The 18,417-nt window shown below is 60.7% G+C and carries 15 protein-coding genes; 9 read left to right on the top strand and 6 right to left on the bottom strand.

The annotated features are described in order from the left end of the window. Positions 1-239: 239 nt before the first annotated feature. The 8 genes from DU490_RS11795 (at position 240) to DU490_RS11760 (ending at position 7,345) form a co-directional block, all read left to right on the top strand. Positions 240-923 carry a GntR family transcriptional regulator gene (locus DU490_RS11795; RefSeq protein WP_114574490.1) on the top strand — a complete coding sequence of 228 codons (684 nt, stop codon included), beginning with the start codon at positions 240-242 and terminating at the stop codon, positions 921-923. 51 nt (positions 924-974) lie between these two features. Beyond that, entirely contained in the window at positions 975-2,462 is a 1,488-nt protein-coding gene (gene glcD, locus DU490_RS11790; protein ID WP_114574489.1) for a glycolate oxidase subunit GlcD, read from the top strand. A gap of 11 nt (positions 2,463-2,473) precedes the next feature. Beyond that, positions 2,474-3,595 carry a glycolate oxidase subunit GlcE gene (glcE, locus tag DU490_RS11785; protein ID WP_114574488.1) on the top strand — a complete coding sequence of 374 codons (1,122 nt, stop codon included), beginning with the start codon at positions 2,474-2,476 and terminating at the stop codon, positions 3,593-3,595. 20 nt (positions 3,596-3,615) lie between these two features. Then, on the top strand, positions 3,616-4,863 hold the full coding sequence (glcF, locus tag DU490_RS11780) for a glycolate oxidase subunit GlcF (RefSeq protein WP_114574487.1): 1,248 nt from the start codon (positions 3,616-3,618) through the stop codon (positions 4,861-4,863). A 189-nt stretch (positions 4,864-5,052) separates the two neighbouring features. Beyond that, entirely contained in the window at positions 5,053-5,454 is a 402-nt protein-coding gene (locus DU490_RS11775) for a heme-binding protein (RefSeq protein WP_114574486.1), read from the top strand. A gap of 225 nt (positions 5,455-5,679) precedes the next feature. Then, entirely contained in the window at positions 5,680-5,931 is a 252-nt protein-coding gene (locus DU490_RS11770; RefSeq protein ID WP_114574485.1) for a hypothetical protein, read from the top strand. Between the two features lie 92 nt (positions 5,932-6,023). Further along, the gene (locus tag DU490_RS11765; RefSeq protein WP_114574484.1) at positions 6,024-6,290 is read left to right on the top strand and encodes a DksA/TraR family C4-type zinc finger protein; all 267 of its coding nucleotides are present in this window, start codon (positions 6,024-6,026) and stop codon (positions 6,288-6,290) included. 155 nt (positions 6,291-6,445) lie between these two features. Then, positions 6,446-7,345, top strand: coding sequence for a DMT family transporter (locus DU490_RS11760; protein ID WP_114574483.1), 900 nt, complete (start codon positions 6,446-6,448; stop codon positions 7,343-7,345). 210 nt (positions 7,346-7,555) lie between these two features. Here DU490_RS11760 and DU490_RS11750 read toward each other — a convergent pair whose 3' ends face one another. Genes DU490_RS11750 through DU490_RS11725 form a run of 6 tightly spaced genes read right to left on the bottom strand, consistent with a single transcriptional unit; the run spans position 7,556 to position 17,305 of the window. Beyond that, on the bottom strand, positions 7,556-8,263 hold the full coding sequence (locus DU490_RS11750; RefSeq protein WP_114574482.1) for a M48 family metallopeptidase: 708 nt from the start codon (positions 8,261-8,263) through the stop codon (positions 7,556-7,558). After that, on the bottom strand, positions 8,260-11,514 hold the full coding sequence (locus DU490_RS11745; RefSeq protein WP_114574481.1) for a type I restriction endonuclease subunit R: 3,255 nt from the start codon (positions 11,512-11,514) through the stop codon (positions 8,260-8,262). Before DU490_RS11745 ends, DU490_RS11750 begins: the two co-directional genes overlap by 4 nt. A gap of 19 nt (positions 11,515-11,533) precedes the next feature. Next, positions 11,534-12,613: a macro domain-containing protein gene (locus tag DU490_RS11740; RefSeq protein ID WP_114574480.1), complete on the bottom strand. Its 1,080-nt coding sequence runs from the start codon at positions 12,611-12,613 to the stop codon at positions 11,534-11,536. 10 nt (positions 12,614-12,623) lie between these two features. After that, positions 12,624-13,274 (bottom strand): DUF4433 domain-containing protein, encoded by a 651-nt coding sequence (locus DU490_RS11735; protein WP_114574479.1) that lies wholly within the window; start codon positions 13,272-13,274, stop codon positions 12,624-12,626. Further along, positions 13,267-14,574, bottom strand: a complete 1,308-nt coding sequence (locus tag DU490_RS11730) for a restriction endonuclease subunit S (protein ID WP_181870027.1) — start codon at positions 14,572-14,574, stop codon at positions 13,267-13,269. The genes DU490_RS11735 and DU490_RS11730 overlap by 8 nt, the downstream gene beginning before the upstream one ends. Beyond that, positions 14,567-17,305, bottom strand: a complete 2,739-nt coding sequence (locus tag DU490_RS11725) for an N-6 DNA methylase (protein ID WP_114574477.1) — start codon at positions 17,303-17,305, stop codon at positions 14,567-14,569. Before DU490_RS11725 ends, DU490_RS11730 begins: the two co-directional genes overlap by 8 nt. A 376-nt stretch (positions 17,306-17,681) precedes the next feature. Between DU490_RS11725 and DU490_RS11720 the strand changes: the two genes are divergently transcribed. Continuing rightward, positions 17,682-18,417: contractile injection system protein, VgrG/Pvc8 family (locus DU490_RS11720; protein WP_258801644.1), on the top strand; the 736-nt coding region annotated here is incomplete at its 3' end.

Below are 18,417 nucleotides of genomic sequence, written 5' to 3'. Positions count from 1 at the left end.
TTCTTTATTCTAAATGCGTCTACGATCTAAGCTAGTCCTATCCGAGAAGAAGTGTCAAGCCGCAATCATCCTCGCGCTCGGCGGCAGGATCAGAAGGCAAGAGAGCATTTCTAATTCATGAGTCCTCGCTAGGTATGCCGTCAACTGCGCGTTGTGCTTGAATAGCGGGCAAGAGAAGCAACACCGTTCGCCAAGCAGGAAAAAGCCACGCTAGCGACAGCGGACAAGGAAAAATATCCATGACCAAGATTCAGCCTCGTACCCTCTACCGAGAGGTCGCCGATCGCATCCGAGACCTCATCGAGCAAGGGGAACTCGCACCCGGGGAACGCATCTCCGAGAAGCAGCTGTGCGAGAGTTTCGGCGTATCACGCACGCCCCTACGCGAAGCGCTCAAGGTGCTGGCCTCGGAGGGCCTGGTGGAACTGCTGCCCAATCGGGGTGCGCGAGTCAGACAATTGACCCTGAAGCAGGTCAAGGACACCTATGATCTGATGGGCGCCCTCGAAGGGCTCTCGGGCGAGTTGGCTTGCCAGCAGATCAGCGAGGAGGGCATCGCGACGATCTGCGCGCTGCACGACCGCATGCTCGAGCATTATCACAATCGTGAGCTGCCGGAATATTTCCAGGTGAACCAGCGGATCCACGAGAGCTTGCTGGCCGCCTCCAACAACGATGCACTGCTGGAGATGTACAATAACCTCAGTCAGCGGGTGAAGCGGGTTCGTTATTCCAAGAAGATGACCGACAGCTATTGGCGCCGCGCCGTACAGGACCATGAAGAGATGATCGCCGCACTCAAGAAGCGTGACAGCAAGCGGTTGGGCCAGGTACTGCGCGAGCATCTGTGCAACAAGCTCGAGGTAGCCTCGATCGCCGGCGTTATCGACGACGAGGAAAGCCGCAACGTAGCAAACTCCTGACCTGGCATGCCGCTACGCCCCTGCCGCCATGACTCTCAATGAGGCGTCTCTATGAATATCCTCTACGATGAACGACTCGATGGCGCCGCGCCGAAGCTGGACAAGACCGCCATCCGTGACAGTCTCGCCCAGGACGTGCCTGGCCTGACGCTGCTGCATCGTGAAGAAGACCTGCACCCCTTCGAGTGCGACGGCCTCTCGGTCTATCGCACCCTGCCCATGCTGGTGGCGCTGCCAGAGACCCTGGCCCAGGTCGAACAGCTGCTCAAGACCTGCCACCGCCTGGGTGTGCCGGTGGTGACCCGCGGGGCCGGCACCGGCCTCTCGGGCGGTGCCATGCCGTTGGAGCACGGCGTGCTGCTGGTGCTGTCGCGCTTCAGCCGCATCCTGGAGATCGACCCCGAGGCACGAATTGCCCGGGTCGAGCCCGGGGTACGCAACCTGGCCATCTCCGAGGCGGCCTCACCCTATGGCCTCTACTACGCCCCGGACCCCTCTTCCCAGATCGCCTGCTCCATCGGCGGCAACGTGGCCGAGAACGCCGGCGGCGTGCACTGCCTCAAGTACGGCCTGACCGTGCACAACGTGATCAAGGTCGAGGTACTGACCATCGAGGGCGAGCACATGACCCTGGGCAGCGATGCCCTGGACGCCCCCGGCTTCGACCTGCTGGCGCTGTTCAATGGCTCAGAGGGCATGCTCGGCGTGGTCACCGAGATCACCGTCAAGCTGCTGCCCAAGCCCGAGACCGCCAAGGTGCTGATGGCCAGCTTCGACGACATCGAGAAGGCCGGCAATGCCGTGGGCTCGATCATCGCAGCGGGGATCATTCCCGGCGGCCTGGAGATGATGGACAACCTGGCGATTCGCGCCGCCGAGGACTTCATCGGCGCCGGCTATCCGGTGGAGGCCGCCGCCATCCTGCTCTGCGAACTGGATGGCGTCGAAGCCGATGTCGATGACGACTGCGAGACCGTTCGCCGCGTACTCGAGGCGGCCGGCGCCACCGGTATCCAGCAGGCCCGCGACGATGCCGAGCGCGCGCTGTTCTGGGCTGGTCGCAAGAACGCCTTCCCCGCAGTGGGCCGCATGTCGCCGGACTACTACTGCATGGACGGCACCATACCCCGCCGCGAGCTGGCCCGGGTGCTGAAGGGCATCTCCGACCTGTCCGAGCAGTACGGCCTGCGCGTGGCCAACGTCTTCCATGCCGGCGACGGCAACATGCACCCGCTGATCCTGTTCGATGCCAACACCCCGGGCGAGCTGGACGAGGCCGAGGCGCTGGGCGGCAAGATCCTGGAACTGTGCGTCGAGGTGGGCGGCACCATCACCGGCGAGCATGGCGTTGGCCGCGAGAAGATCAACCAGATGTGCGCCCAGTTCCGCCCCGACGAGCTGGCCACCTTCCGCGCCGCCAAGGCCGCCTTCGATCCGACGGGCCTGCTCAACCCGGGCAAGAACATTCCCACACCGGCGCGCTGCTCGGAATTCCGCACCATCAAGAGCGCGGCAGCCGACCCCGCCAAGCAAGGCTGACTGGAGTGACCATGGACAAGACAGCAACGACGCCCCATGACCATGACGCCAGCGAGTCATTGGCAGAGCGCATCCGTCAGGCGAGTGCCACCGGCACACCGCTGCGCATCGTCGGCGGCGATACCCGCGGCTTCTACGGCCGTCCCACCGAGGGCGAAGTGCTATCCACCGCCGAACACCGCGGCATCACCTTCTACGACCCGGTGGAGCTGGTGGTATCGGTGCGCAGCGGCACCCCTCTCGCCGAGCTCGAGGCCGCCCTCGCCGAGCAGGGGCAGATGCTGCCCTTCGAGCCGCCACGCTTTGGTGAAGCGAGCACCGTGGGCGGCATGGTCGCCACCGGCCTCTCCGGCCCACGCCGCCCCTGGGCCGGCAGCGTACGTGATTTCGTGCTCGGCGCCCGGGTGCTCGGTCACGAAGGGATCGAGCAGCGCTTCGGCGGCCAGGTAATGAAAAACGTCGCTGGCTACGACCTGTCGAGGCTGATGGTCGGCGCCCAGGGCACCCTCGGGCTGCTCACCGAAGTCACCTTCAAGGTGCTGCCCCGGCCCGGCGCCAGCCGCAGCCTGCACCTGGATATCTCACTCGAGGAGGCGCGCAACAGGCTGGCCGACTGGGGCCGTGAGCCGCTGCCCATCAGTGCGGCAGCCTGGCTGGAGGGCGCCCTGCATATCCGCCTGGAAGGTGGGCCGAGCTCCGTGGCCGCCACCCGCGAGCGTCTTGGCGGCGACGAGCTGGATGAGAAATTCTGGCCCGCGTTACGGGACCTGAAGCTGGACTTCTTCGGCCAGGGTGACGCCTCCGCCAGGGCCAGCGACCGGCCCCTGTGGCGCCTGTCACTGCCCCATCGCACGGCCTCGCTGGGGCTCGCCGACGCAGCGGAAGCCTCGATGATCCACGACTGGGCCGGCGCCCAGTGCTGGGTCAGGAGTGCCATCGATGCCGAGACCCTGCGCAGCGCCTGCCGGCGCGTCGATGGTCATGCCACCTACCTGGGCGCCTGTGGAGGGCCGGGAAGCGACGAGCCCTTTACCCCGCTGCCATCGGTGCTGCTGAAGTATCACCGCAACCTCAAGGCCGAGCTCGACCCCAAGGGCATCTTCAACCCGGGCCGGCTCTACGCAGCGTTCTGAGACGTATCGAGGAAACCGACATGCAGACGCACTTTACCGAGGAAGACCTCAAGAAGCCGCACATCCGCGAGGCCGACCGCGTCCTGCGCAGCTGCGTTCACTGCGGCTTCTGCAACGCCACCTGCCCTACCTATCAATTGCTGGGCGACGAACGCGACGGCCCCCGGGGACGCATCTACCTGATGAAGGAGATGCTGGAGAACCCCGACGACGACGTGAACGTCACCGAGCAGACCCGGCTGCACCTGGACCGCTGCCTGACCTGTCGCAACTGCGAGACCACCTGCCCCTCCGGCGTGGAGTACCACAAGCTGCTCGACATCGGCCGCGCCGAGATCGAACGGCGGGTGCCGCGCAAGGCTAGCGACCGCGCCCTGCGCTATGGGCTGCGCAAGGCCCTGACCGATCCCAAACGCTTCCAGGCGCTGCTCAAACTGGGCCAGACCTTCAAGCCGCTGGTGCCAGGGAAGCTCAAGGACAAGCTGCCGCCCAAGCCGGTGGATGCCGGGGCACGGCCCGAGGGCAAGAGACACCAACGCCAGATGCTGATTCTCGAAGGCTGCGTGCAGCCGGGGCTTTCGCCCAACACCAATGCCGCCACGGCAAGGGTGCTGGACCGTCTGGGCATTGGCCTCACCCCGGCTCCCGAGGCAGGCTGCTGTGGCGCTGTGGATTTCCACCTCAACGCCCAGGACGACGGCCGAGCCCGTATTCGCGCCAATATCGACGCCTGGTGGCCACACGTAGAGGCCGGTGCCGAAGCCATCGTGCAGACCGCCAGCGGCTGTGGTGCCTTCGTCAAGGAGTACGGCGAGATGCTGGAGGGCGACCCCGACTACGCCGAAAAAGCCCGCCGGGTCAGTGAGCTGGCTCGCGATCTCGTTGAAGTGCTGCGCGACGAGGACCTGGAAATGCTGAAGGTGAAGGAGAGCCGCAGGCTCGCCTTCCACTGCCCCTGCACCCTGCAGCATGCCCAGAAGCTCGGCGGCGCCGTCGAAGGCGTGCTGGTCAAGCTCGGCTTTTCGCTGACGCCTGTACAGGACGCCCACCTCTGCTGCGGCTCGGCGGGCACCTACTCCATCACCCAGCCGGAACTTGCCACCCAATTGCGCGACAACAAGCTCAACGCCCTGGAAGCCGGCGCCCCGGAGCTCATCGTGACCGCCAATATCGGCTGCCAGACCCACCTCAACGGCGCGGGGCGAACGCCCGTCAGACACTGGATAGAAATCGTCAACGAAGCCCTGTCTCCGCCCGTAAACAGCTAGCCTCGGCGGGCAGCGCTTAAAAGAACATTCAGCACCGCATCCGATGAGCGCCGGGGACAAGGCGAAACGAGGGTCTTTTGCCATGGATGGCAAAAGTAGCGCCCAGGGACGGGTTCACAGCGCCCTCGCGAAGGCTTGTCGCCGGGAAGCTCATCACCGGCAACAGTAGCTCGAACCAAGGAGATACCCATGAAGACCAAGCCCGTACTCACCCTGACCGACGTCAACGCCATTCTCGATGCCGCCCAGCAGGAAGCGGAAGCCAACGGCTGGGCCGTGACCATTGCCGTGGCCGACGACGGCGGTCACCTGCTCGGCCTGCGCCGCCTGGACAAGGCGCCTCTGTTCAGCGTCGAGGCAGCCACCGAGAAGGCGCGCACCTCCGCCTATGGCGCCCGCGAGACACAGCTGTTCGAAGAGATGATCAACAACGGCCGCACCGCCTTCGTCACCGCCCCGATGAAGGCGATGCTCTCCGGCGGCGTACCGGTGATCGTCGACGGCCAGGTCGCCGGCACCGTCGGGATCTCCGGCGTCAAGCCAGACCAGGACGTGCAGGTCGCTCGCGCCGGCGTCGCCGCCATCGGCTGAAGTCCAGGCCAGGCCAACCTCGCAAGCGCCCTGCTGTTGCATGACAGCGGGGCGTTTCTGTCCTGTGCAGTTCGCCCGGGTTATCTATACTGACAGCGGCCGAACCGATGGCTCACCGGCACCGCATCACGTCGGGGAGAGCTGGCTCAGAAAGACGGTTACGGTCGAGGCATTGCCTATCCATTCGGACCAGCCGACCGGCTGCGTTCAAAGGAGACATCCACGATGATAAAGACACTGTTTGCCGCACTGGTATTACTCGCCTTCGCCTTTCCGGCCTGGGCCGCCAGCTGCCCCATGCTGATGGGCGAGATCGACGAGGCCCTGCAGGACGACGCCAAGGTCGCCCAGCTAAGCGAGGCCGAAATCGAGCAGGTCAACGAGCTGCGCCAGGAGGGCGAGGAAGCTCACAATGCCGGCGACCATGCTCGCTCAGAAGATTTATTGAACCAGGCCAAGGAAATCCTCGGCGTTTGACCGGATAGGCGACGAGGGCCAAAGCCCTTGTCGCTTTTCAAAGCGATTTTCAGGATGAAAATTGGCTCGCGAAGAGCCAGGGAGGAAGGACAGTGGCTGGTGGCTGGTCAAGAGACGGCGCCGAGCAGGAGCAGATCGAAAGTACGGTGGAAGATGCGCTGCAGCGGGTACGCAGCCAGCTTCCCACCGGCGAGAGCCTGACACACTGCGAGGAGTGCGGAGACGAGATTCCCCAGGCTCGCCGCGAGGCGATCAGGGGTGTGCGCCTGTGCATTGCCTGCCAGAGCGAGCGAGACAAGCAGCAGACGACCTATAGCGGCTACAACCGCCGCGGCAGCAAGGACAGTCAGCTGCGCTAGGGTGTCGCCCAACCAGCCTGGCGCTTCGTCGGCACGACTTCAAGCGGCTAATACCATTAGCCGTCTCATGACTTGCAGCGTCGTTTCAGCGCGATATGATGACAGCTCTCCAGAGCCCCGCCTCAGCGGGGCTTTGCCTTGTTCAAGAGGTCGCCATGCCGCTGCTCTATTTCCTGGCCCCGCTCGGTGCCGTGCTGATCTGGTCGGGCAACATGACCATCAACCAGCTCACCGTGGGCACCATCGCTCCCAGCAGCATCGCCTTCCTGCGCTGGGTGCTGGCACTGGCCGTGCTCACGCCCTTCGTGCTGCCGTCCGCCTGGCAGCATCGCGATGCCATCCGACGCCACTGGCCCAAGCTTGCGGTGCTGGGCCTGATCGGCATGGCGCTGTGGCAGGGCCTGGCCTATGTCGCCGCCGAGACCACCTCGGCTACCAACATGGGCATCCTTGCCGCCATGGTGCCGCTGCTAACCGTACTGCTCAGCGCGCTGATCCTGCGAGAGGCGCCGAGCCTCGGTGGCACCCTGGGCGGTATCGTGGCGCTGTTTGGCGTTACCGTACTGCTGGGGCGCGGCAACCCACTCTCACTGCTGCAGCTGGAAGTCGCCCTGGGCGACCTGCTGATGGTGGTCGCCGCTACCTGCTACGCGCTCTACGGTGTCATGCTCAAGCGCTGGCCGCTGGACCTGCCGCCCTGGGTCGTGCTCTACGTGCAGGTCTGCTTCGCCGTACTGTTCCTGCTGCCCGGCTACCTGCTGGGGCCGATGACGCCGGTGGACAGTCAAAACGTCTGGCTGATTCTCTACGCCGGCATTCCCGCCTCGATCGTCACCACCTTCCTGTGGATGCGCGCCATCCGCCAGATCGGCGCCAGCCAGGCGAGCATTTTCATCAACCTGATGCCGCTGTTCAGCGCCCTGATCGCCATGGCCTTCCTGAACGAGCGAATCGCGCTGTTCCACCTGGTTGGAGGCGTGCTGGTGCTGGCGGGTGTCATCATGGCGCAGACGTTGACCCAGCCTCTCATGCGCAGAGCCAATCGCAGCTTATGATTCTGGATACCCCACGGCCCAGCGGCCCCAACCGCGATTACCTGCTCAATCTTGCTGCCGTACTGAAAGACCTTGGCGCCGTGGATGAGCATGTCTTCACGCTGGCGCGGCAGGTGCGCGATCTTCAAGGGCGACGGCTGGGAGTGGTAGGATTGAAACCCCTACCCGCACCACCGTTCGACGCTACAGTGCCAAGTGAATAGCTGGCGACTACAATTCTAGACCAGCTCCATTTTTGCGCAGCCACTCCTTCCGCTCGCGCCAATCCGGGAGCACCTTATCGACCTCGTTCCAGAAAGTATCGCCATGATGTCGATAATGAAAATGGCATAGCTCGTGAACGACGATATAGTCCACGATCTTCGGTGGCGCCATCATGCACTTCCAATGGAAGTTCAGAGTGGCGCTCCTGCCGCAGCTAGCCCAACGATAGCCCATGTCTTTAACTTTAATCCCGCCAACCTCTACACCCACCTTGGGTGCGAAATACGCCACGCGCTCACGAAAGCGTTGTTGCCCCTTGTCAGCGTAAAAGCACACAAAAGCGTTACGAGCCGCAGGCGTACCACCTCGCTCGATGACATCACGGCTCAGACAAAATCGCCCTTCCCTAAGCTTCAGAGGCGCGCTCTGCTGAGACACTAATGACAACCTATAGGCGCTGCCCAGATAGAGAAAGCTTTCGCCATTTACCCATTCGCGAGCCACGGCGCTGGCATTCAGGTCTTTCCACTCAGCCAGGTTGCGGTAGATCCACATTCGCTTGCTCTCGACCACTGCATCCACCTGCTCGGGCGTGTAGCTGGCGGGTGGACGTACGACGATGCAACCATCGCGCTCGATGACAATGTCCGTGGTTCTACGCGAGCTGCCCGGTAGTAGCTGATATTCGATGTCCCTGACCCGACGAGCACTCATGAGCCACCTCCCTTGGCACCCTTGAGCAACTCGTCATGACGGTTCTTGGCAAGCTTCATGATTTCCACAGCGATCCTTTCCCGCTTGGCTTTCAACTCAGGAACACCGGTCAGGGTCATCGCCGCCTTGATTTCGCTCCGGGTTCTTTTCTGCTTATCACTGTTATGCCAGAAGTCGATACTGCCAATGCTCTCCTGAAGGGTTTCTACCACCGCCTCCATCACTACCTTCATCTTGGGCTTGGCGTCATGCGGTACCTCGCCATTCTCAAACGCTTCACTGGCAATGTGATCGAAAAAGGTCGTCGCCTCGCGGCTCATGCCGTAATCGCCCTGCTGGCGTCCCTCTGCCGCTACCCGACGCAACTTCTCCAGCTCTTCAGCAAGCTTGTCCCACTGGCCCTGGTACTGGTCAATCAGCTGTTCAACCTTTTCCGACAGGCTCTTGTAGAATGACGGATCTTCATCGTGGTGGACGGTACAGTGCTTGCGAAGGGCATGCTCCATCTCGCTGGCCTTGGCTTCGTCATTATCGCCCGCATGCTGGTTGAGCTTCTCGATGAAGTCCTCGGAGAGCAATTCAACCGGTGCAACCTTGGGGTTGATCCCCAAGCTGATCAAGTGATTGTTGATCAGCTCGCGTACCTTTTGACCGGCATCGCCCAGATCAAGGCTGTCATCCTTGTAGCGCTCCTTGGCCACACGCAGAATATAACCCAGCCGTTTGGCCGGCACCCGATAAGGGTGGCCCGCGGCATGTGGCAGGATGATATCCAGGCTGGTCAGAAATTTCTTCAGATAGACATCGAAGTCGGCGCGAGTCTTCTCATCCTTCAGCACCTTCACCGCCTCATGCACCACCGCTGCATCCTCTTCCACAGTGGCCAGTTGTCCCTCGACAAATTCGGATAGCTGGCTGACCTTGCGACTGGCAAAGAGCTGCAACAAGCGTTGGTAGCGCTCCTGCAGCACCGGCACTTCGGAGCTGATGTTCTTCAGACCGCTGGCCAGTTCCTGTTGCTCATCGGTCGTTGCGTAGAGCGTCAGCGCATCGGTCAGGTGATGGGTCAGGCCAATATAATCCACCACATAGCCACGCTGCTTGCCCTTCTTCACTCGGTTGGTGCGGGCGATGGCCTGTAGCAGCGTATGTTCGCGAATCTTCTTGTCGAGATACATCACCTGCTCGATGGGCGCATCGAAACCGGTGAGCAGCATGTCACACACGACCAGGAAAGCGATGCCGGCATAAGGCTTGTCCGGGTCGTCGAAGGCAAAGGGGCGGCAGAAATTCTCGACTGCATTCCAGGCCCTGGCCTGCTTTCGTGCTTCGGTGACGTAAGCGGCTTCATTGGTACCATCGCTCGAGATCACTACCGCGGCTTTCAGCGATGCGACCTTCGTGGCAAGTGCAGGCGATGCGGATTGCATGGCGCTGGCCGTATCAGCCAATGCCTGGTGGATGGCCTTCTGATAGCGCACGGCGGCCAGCTTGGAGTGGCAGACCACCTGCGCCTTGAACCCATTGGGAAAGATATGCTCGAGGTAGTGCTTGACCATATCCTTGGCGATGGCCTCGATACGCTGCTCGGCTTCCAGAAGGTCACCCGTGGCACCGTACTTCTTCTTGATCGCCAGCAGCTCCTCCTCGCTGCGATCCTTGAACAGGTTTTCGAACTGCGTTTCGAAGCCATGTTTATCGTTCAGAGCCGCATCGGCAGTCCGCCCTTCGTAGAGAATCTGCAGGGTCGTGCCGTCCTCCACCGCATCCATCAACTTGTAGGTGTCGATATACTCGCCGAAACGTTTGACGGTTTTTTTCTCGCCGTGACGTTCGGTAATCAGTGGCGTACCGGTAAAGGCGATGCGCGCAGCATTGGGAAACGCTTCGAAGATATTTTCGCCAAGGTCGGAGCCCTGCGTGCGGTGAGCCTCATCGATCATCAGCACGATGCGCGACGAGTCATTCACGACGCCAAAGGTCTCCTTGCCAGGAATGGCCTGATAGGTTCCCAGCGCTTCGGCTACCGATAGCGGCAGGCTCTGGTCCTGCAACTGAAACTTGTGCGCCATAACCATATTGATATCGGAACAGTCACCGGCGAGGTCGCTGCGCAGCGCCTGACGGCTTTCAATAACGTTCACCCGGCCACCGATCAGGGTTGCGGTCTCGGCTAGCTGATCTTCCAGATCGACTCGATCGTTGATCAGCAAGATCTTGTAGTCGTGCAGATCCCGTGAGGCGCGTAGCATCCGCGCCAGGAACACCATGGTCAGGCTCTTACCCGAGCCCTGGGTGTGCCAGACCACGCCGCTTTTCTCTTCCGCCGTTTGGCCACGGCGCAGCCGATCGACGATTTTGTTAGCCGCGCGGAACTGCTGATAGCGCCCCACTACCTTGATGCGCGGGCCGCCATCGGTATCCATGAACACCGAACAGGTGCGCAGCAGGCTTAGCAGGTTGGCCTTATCGAGCACTCCACTGATAAGCCGCTGCTGTGGATTCATCCCTTCGACCACGCTATCGGGCTGGGGCCACAGGGTCTTCCACGGGTAGAAGTGCTCTTCACCGGAGGTAATAGTGCCATAATCTGCCTCTACCCCAGTGGTGCGAATCAGCAGCAGGCTGCTGTGAAACAGACGCGGCTCACCCTCTTTCAGCCCCTGTTGGGCAGTGGCCTGACGGCAGTTCATGTAACGCTGCAACTGCACGAAGGCTTCGGCCATGGGGTTGGCGCAGGTTGGCCCACCCTTCTTGCACTCCACTACCGCCAGTGGAATGCCATTCACGAACAGCACGATATCGGGGATGATGAACTGTTTCACACAGCCCGGCGTGTCGACACGGAACTGGTTGATGGCGAGGAAGTGGTTATTCTGTGGGGTGTCGAAATCGACCAGCCGAACCACCGGGTCCTGTTCACCCGTGACGTCGTTGATATCGACCTGGGCCTTGAACAGCAGCTTCTGGACCGCCTCGTTGGCCTCCAGTAGAGACCGGTTGGGCTGACGCAGGATCTGATCCTGCAGATCCTGCAGTTGCTTGCCGCTCAACCACGGCTGCCCGTCAGGCAAGCGATTGAGATCGGCAACCGCCTGGGCAAACACGCGGGGCAGCAGCCACTGGCGAAAATTGAGACGCAGGCTCTTGGCAGGGTCCGAGGGAATCTCCTGCCCCTGATCGACAATCTGCCAGCCCAACGCCTGCAGTTGCTGGAGAAAAGGCTGCTCGACTTCGGTGTATTCACTCAAATTCCATCTCCAACGAACATTAACCCACCGACTGCAACGCCATGACTTCGAGCCGGTTAAGGGCTAGCTCGACGCTGGAGAGGTCAAACAGCTTACGCTTACGTTGTGCCGAGTGTTCACCACCCGGCCAGCGGCGCACCCCTTCCATCACCGATTCAGGGTCTGGTGCGGCCTGCGCCTGGGATAACAGCCAATCTACCGAAGCCAGCAGCTCCATCCCGAAAGGCGACTCGAAGCCATCGATCAGTGCTGCGGTCTTTTCCAACGCGGGCAGGTACGCTTTGGCTTCGGTGTTGAGGTACAGGGCCACTTTCTCCCGCTTGGCATCATTGAACCAGATGGTATCCAGCGGACCACAATCATTGATGCGCTTTTCGCTTTTCAAGTAGCTGCCATCCAGGCCGTTCAACAGATGACGCAGCCTATCCGCGTAGGGACCGTAGTTATTGGCCTCAAAGCGCAGATCCAGCGGGTTTTCCAGCCCTTCGGCGTCAATCGACCGCTCCAGGAACCAGGCCAGCTTCTGAATTTCCAGCAGGCTGCACTCCATGCCCAGCACCCAGTAGCGGCGCACCAGCTCGGCGATCAGCGCACGGGCCGGCGTCAGTTTTTCCACGCCTTGGCGTTTTGCGACGTTCTGATATTGGGTCGTCGGCTCGAAGACAACAATATTCACGCCATCCAGGTCTCCCAGGGCTTGCTCCACTTGGGGCTTGACCTCAGCCCACTCCAGCCCGCCATTGCCTGCTCCCAGCGGTGGAATGGCAATGGAGCGCACCCGGTTCTCCTCGATAAAACGGCGCAGGTCAGCCAGGCCGTCGATAATCCACTGCAGCTGGGATTTGGCGCGCCAGTGCTGCTTGGTGGGAAAGTTGACGATCCAGCGCGGGCCCATCAGTTCTCCGGTCTCGGTCACGAACACCTGGCCGGTCTTCACCTCGCCGGCCTTGCAGGCGCGGGTATAGGCAGAGGTATTGGCGGGAAAGCGCTCCTTGAACATCAGCGCAATGCCCTTACCCATGACACCCACCGTATTGACGGTGTTCACCAGCGCCTCGACCTCGGCATCCAGCAGATTGCCTGTCGTATAGGTGATCATGGCTGCCTCCTCAAAAGTACCAGCCGGGAATACAGCGGATATCCAGTTGGACACCCAACCCCGCCGCTTGTTGTTGTAGTTCGGCCCGCACCTCATCGGTATAGCAAACCGCACCCAGTATCGCGTGAATGGGCACCCACCCATGAACGAGCGCCTCTGCCTGGTAGCGCTCCACCTTCTCCGGGTCGTCCGGATCGCGCTGAAAGTTGCGCTGTTGCAGCAGCGGCCAATCAATGGCGCTCAGGTGATCCAACGCATTGTAGTAGTTGGCCGTTACCGGGTAGGCGTGACGGTCGGTGAAGACATAGGGCAGGCCCAGATCCGCCACCCTGGGCAGGCTGGACACCAGAATGACGATATCGACGTTGGCCACCTGCCGTACGCCACCACGGCCGGTGTAAATGTTGTACATCATCGGCGAAAAGGGGGTGAAGTAAAACGGCACGTAATCGTTCAACACCCCACCCGGAGGCAATGGCACCGCACGACGCGCACGACGATCGATCAGGTCCTCATTGCCAATGGTCACCCAATCCGGTGAGCGCGCACCGCCATTGCCGGCATGCAGGCCGTTGGCCAGAATCCAGGGCAGGTTCTGACGGTGGGTAATGCGCCAGATAAGGGCCTTACCCGGATTGAGGCTAGGGTAGCGGCTAGGCATTGACTGCCTCGGGTTCGGCCACTGTATCAACTCGGACCGGGACCTTGCCGGTAAGGAGGTCGTGCATCAGGGCGATTTTTTGTATCTTTAGCTTCCCTTTTCGCTTGATCTCTGACTGAACCATACACTCAAAGATGTTCATACGAAGAACAATTTCATCTTGTTCTGTGGCTGACGGAACTCCTATTTTTATCTGATACAAATCTTTCAGGTCAAACCTCTTTGTACCGTGAGTTGACTCAGTTGTCTTCTTTAAAAAAGAATTGGCATTTGCAACAAGCCAGTATGCCAAAAATCGATTTCCAAGCGACTTGCACCCGATTAACGCCTTAATATCTTGATTAAACGCAAACTCGTTCTGAGAAAGAACTACTGGAAACGAATGTGCCAGTATCATTCCGCGCACGACTATGAAAACAGTATTCTCTGGGACAATGCGCGACCCCTGTAACGCCGCAATTCGCGTGACGTGATGGTAGGTATCGGAAAGTTCAAACCTCTTCATATCCTTCGGCGATAGCCAGGGTACATTACCTCTCCACCAAACTTCTTGACTTTTGCTAGGCGTGCCTCCGCTATACCATTCACAAGTTTCAGAGAGTGGCTTCGTTACCCACTCCTTCGGAACCCACCCAATCGGGGTTTCATGGTACAGCTCTGGCGCTTCTTCGCGAGGCGGGCGAAGCTGACCGTCGGGGCCAATGCCGCGGGTAAAGAGATCATGCATCAGCCCGGTCTTGATCTGCTGGTACTTATCGATCAGGGCTTCGGTTTTTTCGATGGCCTGGTCGATGGTTTGGAGGATTCTCGCAATCTTCCTTTGCTTATCCAATAGAGGTGCACGGAGCATTGTTCTTGAAATTGCACCATTGGATAACCCGTAGCGTGTTGAGCCTGCTGCCACTCTTGAGAAATATGAGGCTGTTTCATAAGAGGCCAACTGCTTGGACAAAAAAACGGGATCAACCAAATCGACTCTTGGCTTGATCAAGGCTAGGTGATAACCACAAACCAAGCCTTCTATCTCGTCAATTACTACCGATGGGATGCCTATATCATAGGGCGTCTCAGAGTCCTTGGTGATCAGCACATCGCCTTTGCCAATCTTAAATTTCTCGATCTCGACGGCTGTTGCTGTTGCCTCCATAAACTCGACATCTTCAGTAACGTAGTCGTTCGAGTAGGCGTCCATATAGTTACATAACAACACGGGGCTCTCACCCGCGTTGCTTTTCTTATCGACATTGCTAACGCGAATGACAGCCAACTCTGCCAAAGCGTAGCTTTTCCATTCACTCATACCCCAACTCCACCAAAAACGCCTGCAACTGCCGTGATGCCTCATCCCGCTCGGCTTCGATCTCCCTGGCGGTGACCGCATACTTGCTCCACAGGTTCTCGATGGCCTTGGTGCAGGCGCGCTGCTCGGTGCGCAGGTAGCCTTGATAGATCGCCATCAGCCGCTGGCGCAGACGCTCGATAATCACCGTGCGGGCCTCGTCCACGGAAATCTTCTTGCGCGCACTTTCCACCAGATCGTCGCGCTTGTTCTCGATGGCCTTGATCGTCGCCTTGAGCGCCTTGGCTTCGTCCTCCAACCCCTTGTGACGAGCAAGGCTTGCGTCGAGCCTCCGGGCGCTATCATAGGCCTGCTGGCCCTGTTCCATGGCATGCCGCAGCGCCAGATCGAGCTGCGTAGAAAAGCGCTGCTGGGCTGCCAGGTCGATGATGCGCTGGCCGTTGGCGAACTGCGGCGCTTTCGCCGTCAGCCCCTCGCTGCAATAGAAGGCCTTCTTGCTACCCTCGTGCAGCTTGCCCGCCACCTTGAGCTCACTGAATAGGTGCGTCGCCAAGTCCTTTATGCGTTTCAGCTCGGCTTTCCACCCGGCATTCAGCGCCTTGAGCTCTTCCTTCTTGTTCTTCACCTCGCTGCCGGGCAGCACGCCGGTGTCGTCGCTGTCTTCGAAGTCCTCTTCGTCGGCGGCGGCAAACAGCGCCTGCAATTCGGCGAGGCGGGCCTGCGCCTGCTCCTGCTCCTCCAGTACCTCGGGGAACTGGCTCTGCAGGATATCCTCGTCAGGGATCAACTCCGGCCCCCAGCCGCTGGCGGCGATGGACTTGAAGTCCGCCTTGAGGTGATCCACGTAGGTAGCGAAAGCCCCGCGTATCTGGAAATCCGTCAGTAGCTGCTGCTCGGCCAGCGCCCGCTGGATGCTCTCCAGCAACTGGCTACGCATGACGTAGACGTTGCGTGGCCTGTCCTGTTGGTTGTCGGCATCCGGCGCCAGCGCCTCGACGATGGGCAGGTTCGCCTGCCACCACCGTTCAAGCGTCTCCATGAAGGCCTGGTTGGCCATCATCACACTCTGGTGGAGATTGACGAAGTCGCCAATCTTCCGCTTGTCACTCAATACCGTCGAGAAGTCCATATAGCCCACTTCCCGGGGCACGAAGGCATCGTCCTTCAGCTGCGGATAGTTCTCCCAGTAATGGCCAAGACTCTCGATCTCGGCGACCGGTACGCCACCATGGAGGTGGGCGCGAACGTCGTGGGGCTCGGGGGGAGGAGCGTTGTCCACATAGCGACGGATATTGCAGTTGTACTCCTCTGCCTGAATTTCCGCTACCGGCACCGGGCGGGCATAGCCTGGAATCTCATCGCCCTGGCGGTAAGCGTAGATGATCTTGTCGATATCTTCCGGGCGCAGGTGATTCTGAGCCTTGCCTTCGCGGTACTCCCGGTCGGCGTTGATGAAAAGCACGCTGCCCTGGTCACCCCGGCGCTGGTTCGCGCCCTGTTTGTTCATCACCAGCAAGCAAGCGGGAATGCCGGTGCCGTAGAAGAGATTGCCGGGCAGGCCGATCACCGCCTCAAGGTAGCCGTGGTCGATAAAGTACTTGCGTGCTTCGCGCTCCTCACCGCCGCGAAACAGCACGCCATGGGGCATGACCGTGGCCATGCGCCCATCGTGTTTAAGCACGGCCAGCATATGCTGCACGAACATCAGGTCCGCTTTCTTGCCCTTCTCGGGCATCATCACCGGGAAGCGGCCGCTGAACTTGAGATCCTTCTTGATATAGTTCTGGCTGAAGGGCGGGTTGGCCACCACGCGGTCGAAGCGCTTCAGCTCATTGTTGTCGTCGAAATGCTGCGGCTCGCGCAGGGTGTCCTCCTGGCGGATATCCGCGTGGGATATCCCATGCAGCAGCATGTTCATCTTGCAGATGGACCAGGTGGTGCCGATCTTCTCCTGACCGTAGAGCGCCAGCTCGCCGGCATCGCCGCCCTTCTCGCGCAGGTAGTCGCGCATCTGGATCAGCATCCCGCCCGAACCTACTGTTGGATCGTATACGCTCATCCCCTCCTCGGGGTCGCAAATCTCGACGCAGAGCCTGACGACTTCCCAAGGCGTATAGAACTCCCCCGCCTTCTTGCCGGCGGAGTCGGCGAAGTACTTGATCAACCACTCGTAGGCGGCACCGAGCAGGTCCGGAAACTCAAAGTCCTCGTCGCGTAGCGGGATCTTGTCGAAGTTCTGGACAAAGTCGGCCAGGGTATCGTCATCGAGCGTACGCTGACCGATCTTGCGGTTGAAGTTGATGCCCTTCAGAACATCCTGAAGAATCTCGATATTAGTATCTTCGATGGCTCCCAGGGCCTTGTTCAGCGCGCGGCCGACATCCGTCTTGACGTGCTTGAGTGCAGGCCGCTGCATGACCTTGGCAACACCGTTCTCGACCACCTCCTTTTGCCATGGCTCGTTCCAACGAGCGCGGGGCGGTACATAGAAGTACTTACCGGAGTAGTTATCCGGGTCCTCCAGCTCGACGGCAATATCCTCCTCGTTCATCCCCTGATGCTGGTAGCGCTTGCGCAGCTCCCTGCGACGCTGGTCGAACAGATCGCTGGCACGCTTGAGGAACAGCATGCCGAAGATATATTCCTTGTACTCGCTGGCGTCCATGCTGCCGCGCAGGTCGTCGCAGGCGCGCAGCAGCAGGCTTTCCAGGTGCGGGAGCGTCAATTTCATCGGTGTGCCAGGGCTCGTCTGTTCGGGGCTCGAAGATGACCCGTATGGTACCCGTATCGCCCTATTCTGCCCATCAAGCGATGACCCGTGCCAGGATTCCCGGAGGCTCCAATCCGTGCGAGGAAATAGGTCAACGGGCCACCTTGGGATGAGAGCCGCCAGGCTGGGCCGACAAGGGAAGTCGTGACCAATGCGGAAAGCGTGAGCTCTCTCGCGACGGCTGTCGTACCGCAGATGGTGAATGTAAGCCATTTCCTACAATGTTGTCGGTGAAGCCCCACAGATACTCACCCCTGCGATTGGTATGCTTTTCGCGCGAGAAACCGCGAACATTCCACGCTCAGTAGAGCGCTAACTCCAGACGCAGGGAGGCGTAATGGCCAAGGCAAGCGGATTGCAATTCACCTTGACCCTACCCGGGGCCGAGGACGTGGCGGTCATCGAGTTCACCCACCGCGAGCAGCTCTCCGCGCCCTTCGAACTGACGGTACGCTTCGCCAGCCGCGACGCCAACCTGGGTGCCGACGCTATCCTCGACCGCGAGGCCACGCTGACGATCTGGCAGGATGGCGAGGCGCTGCGCCGCATTCACGGGGTGGTGAGCGAGTTCGGCTGCGGCGATAGCGGCCACCGCCGTAGCTTCTACCATGTGGTGATTTGCCCCGCGCTGTGGCGCCTTGGGTTGCGCCAGAACTCGCGTATCTTCCAGAACATCTCGCCGCTTACCGTGCTCAACACCCTGTGCGATGAGCACGGCCTGAGCGACGTGGCCTTCGCCGCCACCCGCGAACCCGAGTCCCGGGAGTACCTGACCCAGTATCGCGAGACGGATCTCGCCTTCGTCCAGCGCCTCGCCGCCGAAGAGGGGTTGTTCTATTTCCACGAGTTCTTTGAGACTGGCGGTGAGACACCAAGCGCCGCCCACCGCCTGGTCTTCGCCGACGCGCCCCCGGTGCTGTCTCACCTGGGCGAGCGCAGCTACCACGGCCGCGCCGGCGGCAGGTCGCCTTCGTCGTCGGGCCCGAGGGCGAGGAGATCCACTGCGACGAGCATGGCCGGGTCAAGGTGCAGTTCCCCTGGGATCGCTACGCCGAACCTGATACCGCCGGGGC

The organism is Halomonas sp. DQ26W, assembly GCF_003339685.1.
GTDB lineage: Bacteria > Pseudomonadota > Gammaproteobacteria > Pseudomonadales > Halomonadaceae > Halomonas.
This window is presented reverse-complemented; position numbering and strand designations above follow the sequence as displayed.